Here is a 22362-nt window from a genome sequence, read left to right as displayed (position 1 = left end):
GAGGAACAAAAATTAAAAATATAAATGATTTACACAGGTGAATTCTTATTTGACTAACGAAACTAAATATAGAATCTTTTATGTCAGTTCTTTAACATTTTTGATAATTCCGTTAGTTTCTGTTGTTTATTCTTAAAAAAGGATTATAATGAAGCTAGGTGAATATGTAAGCGTTTTAATTTTGCTTTAAAGGACACTTGGGGGATTATCTAAAAGATTGACATTAGTTACCTAATGCCTAACTAAGGATTATAGTAGGATAACCATTCCTGAGTCACTTTGAACCATCAAACTAGGGCTCATAAAAAGAATACAGCATCATTTCAAACTAGAGCTCTAGAGGGGACGCCTCATACTAGTAAGCTCTAGTTTTTTGTGTCTTAGAAGCCCAAAATAAACGAGATCTTCCATGCTTAGAAAGGAGGAAAATTCCGAACGGCTCTCGTTTTTCTAGAATCATTTCGTCAGAACTCATGTTTGCCTTGAACAGTCTCGTAATACCGAAATTGAGGAGACTTGGAGAAATAAGGATTGTCATAAAAAGATTAACTTACATCGTTAGGGACTCTACCCAATGCTCACTTTTCATAAACTCTCATGACAGCCCTTATTTTGCAGTATGTAAAAAGTTTAAAATGAAAGGAGAATTACCATGGAAAAGAAAGTACATTTTAAACTTCACAAAGTTAAAAAACATTGGGTAACTATTGCAGTGACAGGACTTGCTTTGGGATTGAGTTTTGCAGGATTCAGCTACGCTTTGGCTGAAGAACAACCTACACCTGTTAATGAAGCAACTGTTGAAGCCATCATCAAAGAAGACGCTATTGACGTTGAGGCTCCAGCAAGTAATGAAGCCACAACTAAACCTGTAGAAAACACAGCTGCTACCGCTTCGAGCGAGGTTGCAACTGTGTCAGAAACACCAGTAGCTAGCTCTGAAGTGGCTTCAACAGAAACAGTCTCTGAAAAACCAAGCTCTGAAGTCACAAGCACAGCTAGTTCGGAAGCAGCTAATTCTGAAACTACACATTCTGAGGTAAGTGCAACGACTAGTGAGAGTGTTACAACTGAGAATTCGTCACCAACAACTAGTGATACTGATACCCCTAATTCTCAAGTTCCCTCTGCTGAAAATAATATCACTGGCGGTCACTACTACAGTGATGAACAGGGGAATTGGTACTATGAAGATGCTAATGGGAAAAAACTTACTGGAGATCAAACGATTGATAACGTAAGAGTCTCCTTCTGGGAGGACGGAAAACAAATTAAAGGACCACAAATCGTAAATTACAAACTATACCGTTATTTTGATGATAATACTGGTCAACTACAAACCAAACGTTATCTAGAATATAAGGGAAACTGGTACTATGTTGACAAGGATGGTATTCCTCTCAAGGGGGAACAAACCATTGATAGGCAAGAAGTTTATTTTGATTATGACGGAACTCAAGTCAAAGGAGACTTTAGTGAAAAGTATTCCGGTAATCTTGATAAGATGCACTATTATGACCCTAACACCGGAGCTAGGGTTAGAAAAGAAGGTCTCGTTCAAGATAAAGAAGGAAGAACATTTTTTATCAATAATGACGGTTCTAAATATACAGGAACTCGTATGATTGATGGTAATCTTTATTATTTCGAAATCGACTCTGGTGTCATGCAAAAAGGAATCAGCATAGAGCTAGAAGATGGAAAGACTCTTCCAACTTCTAATAAATATGGAACACCCACAAACATTACACGTCGTTACTATTTTGACTCAGAAACCGGTCAGTTAGTCAAAAAACAAACAATTAAAGAACATGATAAATGGTACTACTACGGTGATGATGGAAATGCTATTCGTCCTAAAGATGGGGAAACCCTTATTAATGGACAAATCGTCTATCTCTACTCAAACGGCCGTCAAGCTAAAGGAGAGCTTGTTCTTGATAATGGGGTCCTCCGTTACTATGATCCTGATTCTGGAGCTCGTGTTGTAAATACAAGCCTAACGATCAATGGGATGACTTATAACTTTGATGAAAATGGGATTGGTAAAGATGCTCCAAACCCTAACGGCTACTATAGCGATGAACAAGGTAACTGGTATTATAAGAATGCAAGCGGAGAAAACCTTATCGGTTCCCAAATCATTAAGGGACAAAGAGTATTCTTCCGGGATAATGGACAACAAGTCAAAGGGGCCTATTTAGATATATATAATGACCTTAAAGGTTACTACGATATCAATACAGGAAATCTCGTAACCAATCGTTACGTTGAAGTTAATGGTAATTGGTACTATGTTAATAAATACGGTAGCCCACTAAAAGGGGCCTACATTATTGATGGACAAGATGTTATGTTCGATCCCCATGATGGTAAACAGATTAAAGGAGGATTTGTAAGAGATCCGAAGTTTATCTCCAAATATTATTACATGCCTAAGTACTACTATGATAAAGACAATGGTTGCAAAGTAACCCATGCAGGCTTTGTTAATGAAAATGATTCAACCTACTACCTTGATGATAAAGGACAAATAGTTCTTGGGCTTCAGGAAATTAATGGCGATTTCTATTACTTCCGTCCAGAAAATACGTATAAACACTATGACATTGGAGAAATGTTACGAGATAGTTTTATCTATGAAAATAATAAGGTCTATTATGTTGATCATAGTGGTAAAATCTTGAAAAATCGCTTTTTCGAACGTAATGGAACTGGAACTTGGTATTATTTTACAAAAGATGGTACAGCTGCAACAGGAGAAGTTGAAATTAATGGTCAAAAACTATACTTTGATAATCCTTGGGGTTTTCAGACCAAAGGAAGGGTTGCTCAAAACGGTAAATTCTATGACAAAGACTCTGGTGAACTAGTGACCAATACTTTTAAAGAAGTATTGACTTCCGTTGGTAGTACCATAAATGGCGAAATTTTATATGCAAAGGACTGGTATTACCTTGATAGGGAAGGCCGACCACTAAAAGGACCTCAAACACTTGATTATGTCAAAATGTACTTCTTCCCTAATGGAGCACAGGTTAAGGGACGTTTTGCTCCTGATGGACACTACTATGATAAGGATACTGGTGCACTTGTAACAAACCGTTACGTCCATATCTATAACTGGAAATTTCAAGATAAATACGGTAATCCTGTCGATAACTTTTTTATCCAGTACCCACATAATTTTATTTTTGGTCTCAATGATAACACAATACCAGTAGACATTAGTCACTACCCACTTTCAAGCAAAGACTTCGATTGTGAGGACTATTTCTATTACGTTGATGTCAATGGTGATAAAGTTACCGGTGAACAAACCATTGACAATGTCCCAGTCTACTTCCACAGTAACGGTAAACAAGCCAAAGGTGAACTAGTCACCGTTGATGGTAAAATCCACTACTACGATGCCAACTCAGGTGCCCGTTTGTCAAATATTGACATTACTATTAAAGGGGAAACCTATCATTTTGATGCGGACGGAAACGGAACACTCATTAGTTAATGAAGTTATAGAGACTCCTTCTCAATAACGACAGTTTAAAATGAAAGGAGAATTATCATGGAAAAGAAAGTACATTTTAAACTTCACAAAGTTAAAAAACATTGGGTAACTATTGCAGTGACAGGACTTGCTCTGGGATTGAGTTTTGCAGGACTCAGCTACGCTTCAGCTGAAGAACAACCTACACCTGTTAATGAAGCAACTGTTGAAGCCATCATCAAAGAAGGCGCTATTGACGTCGATGCTCCAGCAAGTAATGAAGCCACAGCTAAACCTGCAGAAAACACAGCTGCTACCGCTTCGAGCGAGGCTGCCACAGTGTCAGAAACACCAGCACCTAGCTCTGAAGTCGCTTCAACAGAAACTGTTTCTGAAAAACCAAGCTCTGAAGTCACAAGTACAGCTAGTTCGGAAGTAGCTAATTCTGAAACTACACATTCTGAGGTAAGTGCAACGACTAGTGAGAGTGTTACACCTGAGAATGTGTCACCAACAACTAGTGATACTGATACCCCTAATTCTCAAGTTCCTTCTGCTGAAAAGAATATCACGGGTGGTCAATGGTATAGTGATGATCAAGGCAATTGGCATTACAAAAAAGATGACAAGGATCTGACTGGTCCAAACCTCATTGATGGACAGCATGTCTATTTCGACAAGGATGGTAAACAAGTCAAAGGAAACTTTGCCCAAGATGGACATTATTATGATGGTGAACTTGGACATCTAACAACTGAATCTTTTGTTACTACTGGCGATAACCACTGGTATTATGTAGATAAGACAGGTGAAAAAGTGACTGGCCTTCAAGAAATTGGAGACAAAACTTACCACTTTAATGACAAGGGGCTTCAAACAAAAGGACAAAGAGTGGTTGTTGATGGAAAAGGATATTATTTCCATCCTGAAAATGGCGAACTTTGGAATAATAAGATTGCCCTCTACCATAGTACTCGCTACATTAACGGAACCAGCGACGACATTTATTACTACTATGACAATGACGGTAATATTTACACTGGCCCTAAAACCATCGACGGTAAAGAGTACTACTTCCAACCAGACATGGTCTATTATTCTAAATTCAAGAATCCTGATGGTACTGAAAGTTATTACAATGAACAGGGACAAAAAGTCTATAATGGCTGGGGTAAAATCAGATACATGTACCTGAGAGGATACCTCTGGACACCTTCCGTTTATGCTGATGAAAATGGACATGTTGTTCATGGATTCAAGCGTATTAATGGACAACTCTACTATTTTGATGAATCTGGTTCACTAAGAGATGATGTCCCTGGCAGCCCAAACCCACTGTTCCAAGTTGATGGAAACTGGTACTATGCTCAGTTTTCTAAATACATTAACGGCGTAAGAGGTGCTATCCTCACCAATGCTTTCACTTTTATTGCTGTAGATGATAGATACCCAACATCAATTGCAGATGAAAATGGTAAATTGACTCCAGTTACAGCCAAAAATAGTTATGTTACTGCTGGAGGTAAATGGTACTATGTTGATAAATCTAGTTATCCTTTAAAGGGTGAACAAGTGATAGATTATGTCAATGTCTACTTCCGTGATGACTATTCTCAAGTTAAAGGGGACTTTGCGCCAAACGGCCATTATTATGATAAAGATAGTGGAGCCCTCGTTACCAACCGTTATGTCGAAAAAGATGGCAAATGGTACTATGTCAATGATAAGGGCGATAAATTAATTGGTGCTCAAACTATAGGTGGTGTAGAAGTCTATTTTGATAAAGACGGTGTCCAAGCCAAAGGTATTTTTGCCAATGCTGATCATTTTTATGACAAAGACACAGGTGCTGCTGTCCGAGACCAAATCGTCGAAGTCGATGGCAAACGCTATTATGTTGGTCAAGATGGTAGAAAAGTTTACTCAGGAACACATATTGTTCATGGTGAAGAAGTGAATCTTATCGTTGGAGATGGTCATCAGGCCTTCGGAGAATTCACAGGCCACGGAGATAGTGGAGACTATATCGGATTTGATGGTAAAAAAGTCACAAAAGCTGGTTTCGTTAAAACCAAAGATAATCACTGGTATTATTTAGACGGTAAGGGAAACAAATTAGTCTCCGTTCAAGTTATCGATGGCGAACTCTACTACTTTGGACTTCCTACTCGTAAATACTACTACGGAATGCAAAGTAGAGGTGAGCTCATCTATGCGTATTACAGTGATACTATCCCTAACAGTAGCCACATCTACTATCTGGATGAAGCAACAGGCGCTGCTCTTAAAAATCAATACCATGAATGGGAAGGTAGTTGGTATTACTTTGTTCCAAACTGGTACGCCTTGACCGGTGAACAAACCATTGACAATGTTCCAGTCTACTTCCACAGTAACGGTAAACAAGCCAAAGGTGAACTAGTCACCGTCGATGGTAAAATCCACTACTACGATGCTAACTCAGGTGCCCGTTTGTCAAATATTGACATTACTATTAAAGGGGAAACCTATCATTTTGATGCTGATGGAAACGGAACACTCATTAGTTAATGAAGTTATAAAGACTCCTTCTCAATAATGACAGTTTAAAATGAAAGGAGAATTATCATGGAAAAGAAAGTACATTTTAAACTTCACAAAGTAAAAAAACATTGGGTAACTATTGCAGTGACAGGACTAGCTTTGGGATTGAGTTTTGCAGGTCTCAACTATGCTTCAGCTGAAGAACAACCTACCCCTGTTAATGAAGCAACTGTTGAAGCCACCATCAAAGAAGGCGCTATTGACGTCGATGCTCCAGCAAGTAATGAAGCCACAACTAAACCTACAGAAAATACAGCTGCTACCGCTTCGAGCGAAACTGCCACAGTGTCAGAAACACCAGTAGCTAGCTCTGAAGTGGCTTCAACAGAAATTGTTTCTGAAAAACCAAGCTTTGAAGTCACAAGCACAGCTAGTTCGGAAGCATCTAATTCTGAAACTGTTCATTCTGAGGTAAGTGCAACAAATACACCTACAAACAACGAAAACCTCATCATAAGTACTTCTCCTGATAAAACAACTTTAGATACCTCACAAAAAGATGGCGATTTCACCATCACTGTTGAAGCGGAAGGTATCACAAAAAAGACAGATAAAAGAGAGAGTTTCGTTTCAGATGCAAATGGTGTTACCTATTATGTAGATACAAAAGGGCAGCTGGTTACTGGACCAAAAGAAATCAACGGTTTCCAATATTACTTTAACAATGACGGCACTATGGTAAAAGGGCAACTTAGGAAAGTTGACGATAAACTCCACTTTTACGATGAAAACGATGGCAAGCTAGTAACAGACCGTTTTATTACATTCAAAGACAGCCACTATATTCCAGAAGAAAACTATAGTAAAGTTGTTTACTTCAATGAACCTGCTTATATCGAACCAAACTATTATGTAATGCCTGGATTAGAACGTTACTATTTCGATAAAAATGGTAACACACTTGAGAAAGGTCGTCAGACAATTTTAGGTGATGACTATTACATCTATGACAATGGCCAAGTTGCTGTTCATAGACTAATGGAATTAGATCACAAACGCTACTACTTTGATGACAAAGGGGCCTTAGCCAAAAACAAACAATTTCCTATCATCGAAAAGGGTCTTCGGAAGTCTATGCCATATGTATTTTATTCAGACCACAATGGGGTGGCTGATTATCTCAATAAACAACTAAACATTGTGACTTATCCGTTCCCAATTTACTATACTCTTCCTTCAGAAAATAATATAGAATATCCAAAAAATCAATTTATGATGGACTACGAAGGTCGTTGGTATTACTTCAACAAAGACGGATTTCCAGTCACTGGACCTAAGACTATTGATGGCTTTGAACTCTACTTCCATGAATCATCTCGTCCAGAAGGACATCAAGCTAAAGGCGAATTCATTAATATTGATAATAAAATCTACTACTTTGACAAAGACAATGGCCGTAAAGTCAAGGACACTTCCTTTGAGTTAAACGGTATCCATTATATCGCAGATAAAGAGGGTAACATTACTATCCAAGGTGATTCTAGATTCCATAACCAATATGTCAGCGATGATAAAGGCAACTGGTATTACTACAACTCCGATGGCAATAAACTCATTGGCGAACAAACCATTGATAACGTCAAAGTTTACTTTAAGGACAGTGGAGTCCAAGTTAAAGGACACTTCGCTCCGAATGGTCACTTCTATGACAAGGATAGTGGTGAACTTGTTACCAATGCTTATGTAGAAGACAATGGAAACTGGTACTATGTCGATGAAAATGGTCAAAAACTCATTGGAAACCAAATTGTCGATAGTTATCATGTTTGTTTTGACGGTAATGGTCGTCAACTAAAAGGTGAAGCTAGCTACTCAAATTCAGGTCTACCAAAACATTACTATGATTTGCATAATGGACAAATGGTTATCAACTCTCTTATTCAAATCGATGGTAAGACCTATAAAGCTGATAATGAAGGTAAACTCTCTGAAGTACCATATGCTTTAAACTATCGCAACCAAATTGTTACCGACGAATTTGAAAACAGCTATTATTATGACTACCAAGGAATGATGGTCAAAAATCAATACGTTACTATCTATCACCTAGAGAATGACTATCTTAACCCTAAAATTAAAAAAGTCACCTATTATGCAGGGTATGACGGAAAATTCCTTCACGGTCCCCAAACGATAAATGGTGTTGCTGTTTATTTCAATGTCTATGGTGAACAAATCAAAGACCAGTTCGCAGACGATGGTTACTATTATGATAAAGATACCGGTGCTCGTGTTAATTTAGGAGTCAACCAATCAGTTATGATAAATGGTAAATGGTATTATCTTGACCATAACGGAAAGCGATCTAAAGGTGAGTTTATTAAACAAGGAGGAAACAAATACTACTACGATAAAATTGATGGTGAGCGTGTCATTGGAACACTTTTTGAAGTGAACGATAAACTTTATATTTCAGATCAAGAAGGTGTCATTACTGAAAAGAAAGATGATATCAAAAAAAATGGACTGTTCTATGATGACTACCACAATATCCATTATATGAATGATAATGGTCATCTAGCTAGGAACTTATACGTTCCTTCTAAACACAATGGATTTAGCGACGATACAAAACCATTTTACTATTTTGGTTCCGAAGGAATCGCTTTAAAAGGGGAGCATACTATTAATGGTGAAACAGTATTCTTCGATGAAAATGGAGAGCAAGTAAAAGGAGGTTTCGCAAAAAACGGTAAATATTACGATAAACATACAGGTAACTTAGCAAGAAATACTTTCAGAGAGCGTACTGTAAGAATCGCTCGTGAATGGCGTGCTAATGGTATCTCAACTACATTCCGCTACTACCTAGATAATAGTGGCTACAAGGTGTCAGGTTATCAGACTATTAACGGTGAGGACTACTACTTCTACCCTGATGGACCACAATTAAAAGGGGATTTCGCACCAGATGGTAGATATCACGATAAAGACACCGGAGCTTTAGTCACAAAACGTTATGTTCAAATAAAACCTTGGCATTTTATCACCGACCTAGGTAATGAGCCTATTGACCATAATTATGTTCAAGTATTTCAATTCGATAGATACCCTAGTCTAGCAGACACCTCAACTGGTGCAATTACTAGATATTTTGGTAAAAAATATTCTAATAGTTGTTACTACGTCGATGAAAATAGTCAAAAGGTAACTGGGCACAAAACTATCGATAATGTAAAGGTTTACTTTGATAAAGATGGTAAACAAGCTAAAGGTATTGTTGCTGATGATGGTTATTACTATGACAAGAATACTGGTGAACTTGTTGACTTAGGACGTGACAAATTCGTTGACATTGACGGTTATCGTTACTATGTTGGTAGTGATGGTAAATGTTATAAGGGTGAACAAAAGATTGGAGATGATTACTACTATTTTCACGATGATGGTAGACTAGGCTACGATGAATTGCGAACAATTTGGGCGGGAAATGACTACTACTACCATTATTATTACCCAAAAACTGGAAAACGTGTTAAAAATGTTGACATTACTTTTAATCACTCAATTCGTTACAAGGTGAAAGCTGAGGTTGTTCATTTCGATGAAAACGGTGATGGAAGGGTTATTAAATATATTTACGAATAATATTTATTTCACACATATAATTCCAATTTATCTTTCAATGAAAGGAGAATTATCATGGAAAGGAAAGTACATTTTAAACTTCACAAAGTTAAAAAACATTGGGTAACTATTGCAGTGACAGGACTTGCTTTGGGATTGAGTTTTGCAAGCCTCAGCTACGCTTCAGCTGAAGAACAACCTACCCCTGTTAATGAAGCAACTGTTGAAGCCATCATCAAAGAAGGTGCTATTGACGTTGAGGCTCCAGCGACTAGTGAAGCCACAGCTAAACCTACAGAAAATACACCTGCTACCCCTTCTAGCGAGACTGCTACAGTATCAGAAGCACCAGTAGCTACCTCTGAAGTGGCTTCAACAGAAACAGTCTCTGAAAAACCAAGCTCTGAAGTGACAAGTACAGCTAGTTCGGAAGTAGCGCATTCTGAAACTGCACATTCTGAGGTAATTGCAACGACTAGTGAGAGTGTTACAGCTGAGAATGCGTCACCTGTCGGTGATATCCCAATCGAAAATACCACAAGAGGAACTGACCGTTCTGCCTTTACTGAAAAAAGGAATGGATTTGTTACCGAAAAAGAAGAACGCATTGAAACAGAAAACTATTTAGGTAGTCTTATTACCACAAGACATCCTTATTACGTAACTTATTACTACGATAACAACGGTAATAAGCTTATGGGATGGCAAGATATTAATGGAGAACGCTATTATTTCAAAAAAGAGCGAGAACATCCTGGTTTCGAAACCATTGATGGAAAACTCTATTACTTTACAGATAGTGCACGTATGCTCCATGATGAATTTGTTGAAGAAAATGGTCAAACTTACTATCTAGGTAGCGATGGCGTGCGAGTTTCTGGCTTACAAGATATCAAAGGACAAACCTATTACTTTAATCCTGATAGAAACGGCCAACTTAGCTACGGCTTGAACGTGGTTGGTGACAAGCTCTATCTGTTTGGAGATGCTGGCAAAGAAAATGCAGGACAATTAGTTAAAGACACACATCTCAACAACGGTGATTTCAAACTCAATATTGATCCTAATGGTATCGTTACAGTGGCAAATAACCATCCCGCTTTTCTACAAGATAATGGTGATCACTGGTACTATATGGATAAAGATGGAAAACTTATGACTGGACCACAAACTATTGATGGTTTGACCTATTACTTTGATTCAAATGGTAGACAGGTCAAGGGGGAACGCCGTAAGGTCAATGGTAAATCCTATTTTTACGACCCAGATAACGGCGCCCTTGTGGCGAACCGCCTCGTCACCTTCAAAGCTGGACGATTCATTCCTGAAGAAAACTATGCTAAAGAAATAAGATTTGACTTTGCTCCTTATGCAAATTATGATAACAATGAACATCCTGAACTCGAACGGTATTATCTTGGTGCCGATGGCCTACCAGTCACAGGATGGCAAACCATCAATGGTAATAAGTACTTTTTCCAAGATGATGGAAATATGGTCGTGCACAGATTTTTCAATAACTATTACTTCTACAATGATGGAACTATTGCTAGAAATAAACGATTGAATATTCCTACACACTATATTACGAGAGAATTTCCAAATATCTATGAATTTGATAATGATGGGGTTGGTAAATTCATTTCTAGTGATTTTAAGGACCTTCGACAAAAGACTGCTTATTTTGTCCAAGATAAAGATGGATACTGGCGTTACTATAATGAATATGGATTTCCTGTCGTTGGCCCTGCAACTATTGATGGCTACGACATGTATTTCCATTTAGGAACTCATAGACAAGCTAAGGGAGAGCTCGTTGATATCGATGGAAGGGTTTACTATTTTGATAAAGATAACGGTCGAAAAGTCAAAGATACAACTTTTGATTTCGATGGTAAGACCTATGTGGCAGACCAATCTGGTGTCCTCAGCATTAAAAGTCAATCAACTGAACGAAACCGCTATATCAGTGATTCCGAAGGTAACTGGTACTATGTCAATGACAAGGGTTACCTCCTCCTTGGTGCCCACACCATTGATAACGTCAACGTTTATTTCGGCACCAATGGTGTCCAATACAAAGGCCATTTTGCTCCTGATAATCACTATTACGATAAAGATAACGGTGCTTTAGTAACAGATAGATTGGTTGAGGATGGCGGCAAAGAGTTTTATGTTGATGAAAAAGGAAAGAAGTTTCACGGTACTAAATATTTGGACGGAATTCAGTACTATTTTAGATACGGCGAAAAAGTGAAAGGTGAGTTTAATTATCCATACCGTGGTGATCATTATTATGACAAAGAGACTGGTGCCCTTGTAACCGGAAAATACTTCGAACATAAGAATAACTGGTATTATGCAAATAGTAAGGGAAATATTCTGACTGGTAGAAGAGTCATCGATGGAAAGCATGTCTACTTCTACGATGATGATTACGGACAATATAAGGGTATACAAGCTAAAGATAAACTCATCATTTTAGGTGGTAAGACTTACTATTATCTTCCTGGCTCTGGTAATCGTGCTGATAATGTAACCTTGACAATCAATCACGTTACTTATTACTTCGATAATGACGGGGTTGGCCATATCCTTCGATAGTCATTTACAAGTGACTATGGATTTCAATTATTTCACACAAAAGGAAGTCGACAGTTGGTCAACTTCCTTTTTCATATAATCAATCACTGTCATTCAAACAGAACCCAATTATGACATTTTTTTAACATTTACGATTATCTTGTAAAAAAACTTGTTTGTAATTAAAAAAGTATTATAATAAAGATAGGTGAGCATGTAAGCGTTTTACTAAAACGTTGAAAGTGTACTACAGAGGGATTAGGATTAGGAACTTGGCTTTAGAATTCTAACGTCAAAATAATTTTTTATGCATGAAAACTGGTCCTTAGGCACTTTGGCATGATAATCTAAGGCTCTTTTCATACACACATCTGTCTATAATACAAAACTAGAGCTTTAGAGAGAATGTTTCAAACTAAAAGTTCTAGTTTTTTGTATTTAAAGACATATGCCATAGGCTGGATTCAATAATAAAACGAAAGGAGAGAAATAAAAGTATTAGGATAAATAAGTGAAGACACTTGTTTCTAGATATGAATTACACAGCATAAGCATATTCTCCTTGCCACACGTTTGACGTGCTCCCCTATAAAATCTTCTTATGATCATGACATGAGAGATTTAGATATGGGACTCAGTCGTTTTAACAGATTTGCCTACTTTTAACACTATTTTAACGGCGAGCTCCTTTATAACCACCCAAACATCGGTGTTCATTTTATGAAAGGAGTCTATTATGAATACTGAAATGAATTATCCATGGCACGTGTACAAGAAGCACCTTGTGGCACTTTCTTGTGTAACCGCACTAGCTGCTTTTTCCCTAGTTGCTCGCCCTGCATTTGCGGAAGAAGTAAAAGCATCTGATACGAATGCTAAGACCGAAGTTGTCGCACCTGCTATAGAAAATGTAGTGGCTACTGTTGAGACTAAGACACTTGATGAAAATCCAACAGCAACTACAACAGATGCACCAACAGGCACAAGCATTATCAATAGCGAAGCTACAAGTGTTACCACTGATACTACAGCTATTCCTGAAACAGCTAAACCCTCTTCAGAGGCTTCAAGTACAGTTATCTCTGAAACAAATTCAACAAGATCAGAAATACCTACTTCTAAAACAGGAGCTACAGTAAGTGAAACTGCTAGTATGGAAAACGCTAGATATGAGGACATCTCAGAAAATCGACTTAAGACTGATGTTTCTTCCTTCAATAACGATGAAAACACAGAAATTCAAGACGAAGATCCTGAAGAAAATATTACAGGTGGTCAATGGTATAGTGACGTACAAGGTAGTTGGCACTACAAAAAAGACGGTAAAGACCTTATAGGCGCACACGTTGTTGACAATCAGCACGTGTATTTCCATGAAGATGGTAAACAAGCCAAAGGTGAGTCTGTCCAACGTAATAACCATTATTATTTCTACGACCAGAATCTAGGGCATAGGATAACTGAACAGTTTGTCAAGGTAGCTGATTTTCCTCACGATGAATACCGTTACTTTGGTAAATATGGTGTAGCTGTAACAGGCTGGCAAGATATTAATGGAAACCGTTACTATTTCTATCCTGACACTGCGTATAGAGTCTCCATTCCTTGGTACCAAGGAGATTGGGATGACTTCCATAAAGTTTACATTGATAGCAAGCCATACTACTTTGGACATGATGGTGAACTTTGGCGAAACCGCTATGTCAGATCTCTAGGGGGAATTCCTGGTGGCTATAAGAGCATGGATTTCGGAACATTTTACCTCGGCGATGATGGACAATACGTTACAGGCTGGCAAAAGAAAGGCGAAAAAGAATATTATTATTTTGAATACGGACGGCAAGCTCGAGGAATCGGATTCAACAACAATGACAGCCAAACCAATGTTATGGGGCAATTTATTAGGTTCCCAGAAGGTATCCGTTACTTTGAACCTTATACTGGTGAACTTGTCAAAAATCGTATGATTTATAACGACAAGAATATGCTTTTTGAATATTCACATGGTTATATTCCTGGATGGCTCTATTTCGATAAAGACGGTATTGCAGTAACTGGACTTCAACAAGTTTGGGGTGAATACTACTACTTCCGTGATGCAGCTGGTCTCCCAATAAGAGTTCAGGGAGAAATTGTAGACTACAAGGGACATAAGCTTTACTTCGATCCAAACAATGGTCAAATGTGGCGTAATCGTAATGCCAATATTGATGGAAAAAATTATCATATTGATGAAAACGGCTACCTTACAGAGATTTAAGTCATCAATCAATTGTAATTAAGTTATTTTTGCATTATTTCAGTTTTTAAACTGAAAAGATTTTAAGATGAAGGGGAATTTATCATGATTACGAAAAGGACTAACCCAAAGAAACACCTTGTTGCTTTATCCTGCGCAACCGCTCTAGCTACTTTTACTTTAGTCGCACGACCTGCATTTGCGGATGAAGCGAAAACACCTGAAACTTCTAGTCAACCAACTGAGATTCTTGCACCTGCACAAGAAACTGTAGTAACTAATGTAGAGGTCAAAGCGCCTACTACAAATCCTATCTCAACTAATACTGAGCTACCTACTAGTACAAGTACAGTTCTTAGTGAAGCTCCTAGCAGTGAAGTCGCATCATCTGAATTAGCAAGCGAATCACCAGTAGAAATCACTTCTGAACAAGAAATTAGCAATCAAGATAATCAGGCAAATAAAACTACACCAATTAAAACAGCAACTTCAGAAGCCTCTGCTACAAAAACTTCGGTAGAAAAAGCCACTGAACCTGTTCCTGTCGAAGAAACAAAAACACCTACAAAAAACAGTGAACAACCTACCCCAATCGATGAAAATGAAAAGCCAGTCACACCTTCTGTAACACTTGAAAATGCACCTCATATTTCTGGTGGACATTATTATAGTGATGATAATGGTAACTGGTATTACAAGGATGCAAACGGCAAAAATCTTGTCGGTCTGAACTATGTGGATAATGTTCCTGTTTACTTTAGCCAAGACGGTATTCAAATCAAAGGTGGTTTTGCAGAGGATGGCCGATACTATGACAAAGATTCTGGTGCTCTTGTAACCAAGACCTTTAAAGAACTCTTAACTTATATTGGTCGTGATGATATCAACGGTCAAAACATTTATACTACTGATTGGTACTACCTTGATGCCGACGGACGGCCACTTAAAGGTCCTCAAAATCTTGGTGGTACAAACATGTACTTCTTCCCTAATGGGGCACAAGTTAAGGGACGTTTTGCTCCTGATGGACATTACTATGACAAAGATTCTGGTGCGCTTGTAACTAATAGATTTGTTCATATTTATAACTGGAATTTCCAAAATCAAGACGGAAATCGTGTTCTTAAATTTATGCTTACTATTCCGAACGACTCTGCTATAGGATCTGACGGTAAATCACACTTTATTGATATGAGTCATTACCCACTTTCTAGCAAAGATTTAGATCGTGAAGATTTCTACTACTATGTTGATGCTAAAGGGGATAAACTGACAGGACCTCAAACCCTAAACGGCATCCATGTTTACTTCGACCAAAATGGTAGACAACTTAGAAGTGAGTTCAAATTTGACGAAGATGGTACCGTTCATTATTACGATGCAAAAAACGGTGCACGCGCTGAAAATACCATTGTCAGAACCAACACTGGTGCCTTCAAATTCGATGCAAATGGTAATGGACATTTGATGGGACCTGGTGAAGAAACAGACACTCCCGTCACTCCTACAATCTCCCTAGACAAGGCACCACGAGTTTTTGGTGGTCACTATTATAGTGATAACGAGGGCAACTGGTACTACAAGGATGCAAACGGTAAAAACCTCATCGGTCTCAACTTCGTTGACAACATTCCAGTCTACTTTGACAAGGATGGCAAACAAGTCAAAGGACGTTTTGCAGAGGATGGTCGCTATTTTGATAAAGACTCTGGTGCACTTGTAACAAAACGCTATCTTGAAACTGAAGATGGCAACTGGGTTTACGTCAATGATAAAGGTGATAAACTCAAGGGAGAACAAACTATCAATGGTGTTAAAGTCTACTTTGATGATTTCACTGGTATACAAGTCAAGGGACATTTTGCACCAAATGGTAAATACTATGATAAAGATTCTGGTGCTCTCGTAACCAATGCTTTTAAAGAAATCTTAACTTATATTGGTCGTGATGACATCAACAATCAAAATGTCTATACTACTGCCTGGTACTATCTCGATGCTGATGGTAAGCCATTAACAGGACCTCAAACCTTTGGAAATAGTCGCTTTTACTTCCTTCCTAATGGCGCACAAGTCAAGGGACGCTTCGCCCCTGATGGACACTATTATGATAAAGACTCTGGTGCTCTCGTCACTGATAGCTTTGTTCATGTCTACAACTGGAATTACCGAAATCTCGATGGTGATCGCATCTTCCACTTCACTATTACCATTCCTGGAAATGATCTCGTAGATCAGGATGGACAGTACCCAAGAGAAAGTAAAGATTTAGATCGTGAAGATTTCTACTACTATGTTGATGCTAAAGGGGATAAACTGACAGGACCTCAAACCTTAAACGGCATCCATGTTTACTTCGACCAAAACGGTAAACAACTTAGAGGTGAATTCAAATTTGACGATGACGGAACTGTCCACTATTACGATGCTAAGAATGGGGCACGCGCTGAAAATACCATTGTTAGAACAAACACTGGTGCCTTCAAATTCGATGCTGACGGTAATGGACATTTGATGGGACCTGATGAAGTATAAGAAAATAATTCAAATAACAACTATTGATATCTCATAATTACTTTGATTTAGGAATCGCTAAAAAGGAAGTCGACCAACTGTCAACTTCCTTTTTCATATCACAAGTAAACTTTTTTCCACTTTAAGAAAACTTTAGGCTTTGCTTTATATACTATAACCATCCTAAAACTTTTCTTTTTCATAATCTCCTAAATCCAGGGCCTAGGTTCTGGATTTTTTTGCGTGAAGGAGAAGTAAATGAATTTATGAAATTTGAATCAAAGCTTTTCTTCTTTTGCCGGATTAATCATATCTAGGAAATAAGCATGTACCCTTTCGTCACCCGTTAATTCTGGATGAAAAGAGGTCACTAACATCTGCTTTTCTCTAGCTGCCACAATTGCCCCTTTGACTTGAGCTAAAATCTCCACTTCTGCTCCAACAGCTTCAATAATTGGCCCACGAATAAAGACCATTGGGATTTCCCCTATTCCTTTAAATTCAGCATCTGTGACAAAACTGCCCAATTGGCGACCATAGGCATTTCTGGCTACAGTGATGTCCATACTTGCCAAATGTTTTCTTTGGTCCCCTACTATGGTTTTGGCTAACAAAATCAGACCTGCACAGGTTCCAAATACAGGTAAGCCCGAATCAATTTTCGCCTTTATCGGCTCAAACAAGTCTAAATCATGCAAGAGTTTTCCCATGACTGTCGACTCTCCCCCTGGTAGAATGAGCCCATCTAAATCAGCGTGTGCTTCCCAATCCTGTCGATTTCTGATTTGAACTGTTTCAACTCCAAGTCCGTTCAAGACCTGCTCATGTTCTGCAAAAGCTCCTTGTAAAGCCAGTATTCCGATTTTTGTCATCTATTTTCCTCGCTCTGCCATTAAGATGTCAATTTCATCCTTGTTGATACCAACCATGGCTTCACCCAAATCTTCTGACACTTGCGCCAAAATATCTGGACGATTATAGTTAGTCACTGCCTTGACGATAGCTTCCGCACGTTTTTTCGGATCTCCAGACTTGAAAATTCCCGAACCAACAAAGACACCTTCAGCACCCAGCTGCATCATAAGCGCAGCATCCGCTGGCGTCGCTACACCACCTGCCGCAAAATTGACAACCGGCAACTTGCCATGTTCGTGGACATAACGGATCAAATCAATCGGCACCTGCAAGTCTTTAGCAGTAATATAGAGTTCATCTTCTCTAAGATTTTGAATACGGCGAATTTCTTGATTCATGAGTCGCAAGTGGTGAACAGCCTGGACAATATCACCAGTACCAGGTTCACCCTTGGTACGAATCATAGATGCCCCTTCTGAGATACGTCGAAGAGCCTCACCAAGGTCCTTAGCTCCACAGACGAAAGGCACATCAAATTTGGTTTTATCCACATGAATAAGGTCATCGGCTGGTGTCAATACCTCGCTCTCGTCGATATAATCAATCTCAATTGCCTGCAAAATCTGTGCTTCCACGAAATGACCAATACGCACCTTGGCCATCACTGGAATACTAACAGCGTCCTGAATTTCCTTAATCATCTTAGGATCACTCATACGTGATACACCACCCACTGCACGGATATCAGCCGGAATGCGTTCCAAGGCCATGACCGCAGCGGCTCCCGCTGCCTCAGCGATACGTGCCTGCTCAGGGTTTTGAACGTCCATGATGACGCCCCCCTTAAGCATCTGTGCCAAATTTTTATTTAAGTCATAACGATTTGTCATTGCAATCACCTCTCATGTTTTTATGTCCTTTATTTTACACAGGATAATTTTTTAAAAAAAGAGTCTTTTTCCCAAACTGTATGGGGACAATTATTCTTTAAATCATATCTATAGACGAAAAAATAAATAAATTAGGAAAACTATTTTATAGACTATAACTCTTATAAAAATAAGTATCTTTTTATAAGAGTATGGCGTTTTTGTATCCGTTTTCTATTGAGTTTATTAGAAAATAAGATTAAAATATAATTGTAAATTAATTTTTGGTATTCATGTTGTTTTAAATGTCACAACTTGAATTTACCAAGTCACCATACAAGGGGGAAGATTATGGAAAACAAAGTTCGTTTCAAACTTCATAAAGTTAAGAAACATTGGATTACAATCGCTGCTTCAAGTTTGGCTATCGTGGCTTCACTGATTGGCCTAGGGCAAGTCGGAGCCGATGAAGTTAAACCAGAAACGACTGCTGTTATCAGTCCTGAAAATGTCGTCTCTGACAGCAATCTTGAGACAAGTGCTAGCCTCATTACAAGAACCGAAGTAGCTCCAACGAGTACTGTTGTCGAGAATACTTCTAGTGAAGCAGTCTCTACTGACACTACATCTACTAATGTCGCTAGTCAGCCTACAGAAACGACTGCTACACAGCCTAGTAACGAGGCCGATAAAAAGGTTGAAACCGCTCAATCTAGTGAGACAACTATTGCTGATAGAAGTGCTGAACCTGTCACCGACAAGCAAAATACAAATGAAAATAAGTCAGAGATTACTGAGGTTAGTGAGCATCCATTATCAGGACAAGAAATCTCTATCACTCGAGGTAAATTCACATCCGACGATCAAGGCAATTGGTACTATACCAAGGACGGAAAAAATCTCACTGGATGGAATAATGTAGAAGATCGCGAATACTATTTCCAAGAAGATGGAAAACAGGTCAAAGGCCAATTTGTTGAGGTAAATGGAAAGAACTATTATTTAGATGACCATACTGGTATGCTCCTAGTCAATTGCTACCTCGATAAAGATGGAAAACATTATCAAATAGATGAGAATGGGGTTGTGACAGAGAGAACTAAACTGCCTACAAACATTACTGGTGGACATTTTGAAGCCAATGATAAGGGGGAATGGTCTTATATCACTGAACAAGGTGAAAAATTGACTGGTTTCCAATATGTGGACGGTGTTGAACTCTATTTTGACAAAGATGGGAAACAACTCAAAGGTCAAGAAATCACAGTTGATGGAAAAACCTATTACTTAGATCAAAACACCGGTGCCCTTCTCAAAAATTCTTACCGCAATTGGTCTGAAAAACAGATTATCTCACGGTATAAAACAAACTACATATACCATACTAGTTACTTCAACCGAGATGGCATACGTGCCACAGGTCTCGTTAAAACAGCAGCTGGTTTCATTCACTATTTTGATGAAAATGGCGAACTGCTTAAGAATGTTGCTGTTAATGTAGGGGGCACAACCTATGTCTTTGGAGAGAGAGGACGTCTAGCTCGAAAATCCTTTATTTGGGATAAGGTAGATTTCACCTTCCCTGAAAATGTTAATTTTTATTATGGTGATGAAAAGGGCCACGCTGTTAAGGGACTTCAAACCATTGATGGTTACCAACTTTACTTCGATAAAGACGGTCGTCAAGCAAAAGATAAAATCGTTCAGATTGATGGTAAAACCTATTACTTTGATAAAAACAATGGACGTATGGTTAAAAATCAATGGGCCTCAGTCAATGTTGGTGGAATTAGTCCTGCATCAAAGGACTACCGTTCATACTATCTCGGAAATGATGGCGCTGCTGTGACTGGTTGGCAAGATATTGATGGAAAACACTTGTACTTCACCGATACCGGTATCTATGCTTCTAATGGCATCTATTCAATCAATGGTAAAAACTATCTATTTGAAAAAGGACAATTAGTCAAAGATGCTTATGGCGTTGTTGATAAGCCAGGGGCTAAAGTGAGATTAAAATATACCTATCGAACTAATGCAGATGGAGAAGTCCTAACTGGTAAACAAATTATCGATGGAACAGAATATATCTTTGCTTCAGATGGTCAAGTCGTCGATGGTGTTGTACGTTATGACGGGAAACTTTATCTAGTCAAAGATAGTAAAATAGAAAAAAACTATTTTGGAGCCTTCTTTTCTAAAAACGAAATTTTGGGTGGAATTAATTTCACTGGAATCTATGGAACTGATGAAAACGGTGTCCTCCTAGAGGGCGTCCAACGAAGCTTAGATGGTCAACTGCACTACTTCCAACCTGAGGTAAAAAGTGTTGATAAACCTACATGGAAAGAAATCGATGGCAAGCGCTATCGTCTAACAAAATGGTATCTTCCTGAACACCACGCTGGTATGTACACCACTATTATCCTCACTAACGATACTTTGAAAGTCGATGACAAGACCTATACGATTGATAATGAGGGAGTTGCAACTGAGTTTACGGCCAAAAACCAATTTGTTCGTGATGACAATTGGAACTGGTACTACTACGATACTGATGGCAAGCTCCTAACTGGTCGTCAAACCATTGATGGTGTTCAACTCTACTTTGATAAAAATGGTAAGCAAGTCAAAGGTAGCCTAGTAGACATTGATGGTGATACTTACTACTTTGACAAGGATAGTGGGGTTATGTGGACCAATAGTAGTCTAACTCTCAATGGAATGACCTACGAAATTGATGACCAAGGACGTGTGACATCGTCACTTCGAAATACCTTTGTTCAAGATAAAGATGGTGACTGGACCTACCTCAAAGATAAAGGACAAGTAGCTACCGGATGGCAGACTATTGATGGTATTCAACTCTACTTTGATGGCACTGGGAAACAAATCAAAGGTGAGCGTATCCTTATAGATGGAAAATACTACTATTTCGATAAGAACAGTGGCGAACTCCTTCGTAATGCATTCCATTCCTTTAGTTCATATATTCACTACTTTGGCAATGATGGAGCACAAGTTTTCGGCTGGTACACAATAAACGGTCACCGTGTTTACTTTAAAGAAGACGGTCTACAAGCTAAAGATAATGTCCTTTTAATTGACGGAAATTATTATTATTTCAATCAAGATGGCCAACTTCTTGTTAATGGTTCCGCTAAATCATATAATAGTTTATATCTTGCAGATTCAGAAGGAAAATTATTATCCGGGTGGAGAGAAATTGACGGTAAGACCTATTACCTAGATCCAAGCGAAAAGCACTACTACTATAATAGAACAGCATCTATAGACGGTAAGACCTATCTTTTCGGTTCTTACGCGGAATTATTGCGTAATGACACTAATTACGCATATGCTTCAGACGAAAATGGAATCGTTCGAACAGGATTCTACCGCACTGATAAAGGCTACCTATGCTATCTTGAGCCAAGAGTAATTTCTGACTACCAACCAACTTGGAAGGAAATTGACGGTAAGCTCTATCACTTCGAAAAATCAACTTCATTAGAGAAACATCTTTACGGTTCTCCAATCACAACCAATGCAACCCTTGAAAAAGATGGCAAAACCTATGTCATTGATGAAAATGGTGTGGCAACTGAGAAAGTGAATTAATGGGGAAAGAAAAAAATTTCTTCCACTTTAAGAAAACTTTAGGA

General features: G+C 38.4%; 9 protein-coding genes. 7 read left to right on the top strand and 2 right to left on the bottom strand.

Translation table 11 applies throughout. From position 1 onward, the window contains the following. Positions 1–652: 652 nt before the first annotated feature. From NSQ79_RS03280 to NSQ79_RS03255, 6 genes are all read left to right on the top strand, one after another. Entirely contained in the window at positions 653–3508 is a 2856-nt protein-coding gene (locus tag NSQ79_RS03280; protein WP_339313845.1) for a KxYKxGKxW signal peptide domain-containing protein, read from the top strand. Between the two features lie 57 nt (positions 3509–3565). Next, positions 3566–6037 (top strand): KxYKxGKxW signal peptide domain-containing protein, encoded by a 2472-nt coding sequence (locus NSQ79_RS03275; RefSeq protein WP_339313843.1) that lies wholly within the window; start codon positions 3566–3568, stop codon positions 6035–6037. Positions 6038–6094: 57 nt separating this feature from the next. Further along, positions 6095–9658 (top strand): KxYKxGKxW signal peptide domain-containing protein, encoded by a 3564-nt coding sequence (locus NSQ79_RS03270; RefSeq protein ID WP_045768460.1) that lies wholly within the window; start codon positions 6095–6097, stop codon positions 9656–9658. A gap of 54 nt (positions 9659–9712) precedes the next feature. Further along, positions 9713–12241 (top strand): KxYKxGKxW signal peptide domain-containing protein, encoded by a 2529-nt coding sequence (locus NSQ79_RS03265; RefSeq protein WP_164332091.1) that lies wholly within the window; start codon positions 9713–9715, stop codon positions 12239–12241. 715 nt (positions 12242–12956) lie between these two features. Beyond that, positions 12957–14480 carry a glucosyl transferase gene (locus NSQ79_RS03260; RefSeq protein ID WP_045768458.1) on the top strand — a complete coding sequence of 508 codons (1524 nt, stop codon included), beginning with the start codon at positions 12957–12959 and terminating at the stop codon, positions 14478–14480. 84 nt (positions 14481–14564) lie between these two features. Next, the gene (locus tag NSQ79_RS03255; protein ID WP_339313841.1) at positions 14565–16994 is read left to right on the top strand and encodes a glucosyl transferase; all 2430 of its coding nucleotides are present in this window, start codon (positions 14565–14567) and stop codon (positions 16992–16994) included. 257 nt (positions 16995–17251) lie between these two features. On the opposite strand, the gene pdxT is transcribed toward NSQ79_RS03255, so the two are convergent. Together pdxT and pdxS are read right to left on the bottom strand one after the other, a co-directional pair. Then, positions 17252–17845: a pyridoxal 5'-phosphate synthase glutaminase subunit PdxT gene (pdxT, locus tag NSQ79_RS03250; RefSeq protein ID WP_045768456.1), complete on the bottom strand. Its 594-nt coding sequence runs from the start codon at positions 17843–17845 to the stop codon at positions 17252–17254. Then, positions 17846–18718: a pyridoxal 5'-phosphate synthase lyase subunit PdxS gene (gene pdxS / locus NSQ79_RS03245; RefSeq protein WP_045768455.1), complete on the bottom strand. Its 873-nt coding sequence runs from the start codon at positions 18716–18718 to the stop codon at positions 17846–17848. A 330-nt stretch (positions 18719–19048) separates the two neighbouring features. Here pdxS and NSQ79_RS03240 point away from each other — a divergent pair, with 330 nt between their 5' ends. Continuing rightward, on the top strand, positions 19049–22318 hold the full coding sequence (locus NSQ79_RS03240; protein WP_045768454.1) for a KxYKxGKxW signal peptide domain-containing protein: 3270 nt from the start codon (positions 19049–19051) through the stop codon (positions 22316–22318). Positions 22319–22362: the final 44 nt, after the last annotated feature.

It is taken from the genome of Streptococcus sp. FSL W7-1342 (assembly GCF_037966635.1).
In the GTDB taxonomy this organism is placed as follows: domain Bacteria; phylum Bacillota; class Bacilli; order Lactobacillales; family Streptococcaceae; genus Streptococcus; species Streptococcus salivarius_D.
The sequence above is the reverse complement of the archived record's forward strand: the minus strand, read 5'-3'. Positions and strand labels throughout refer to the sequence as shown.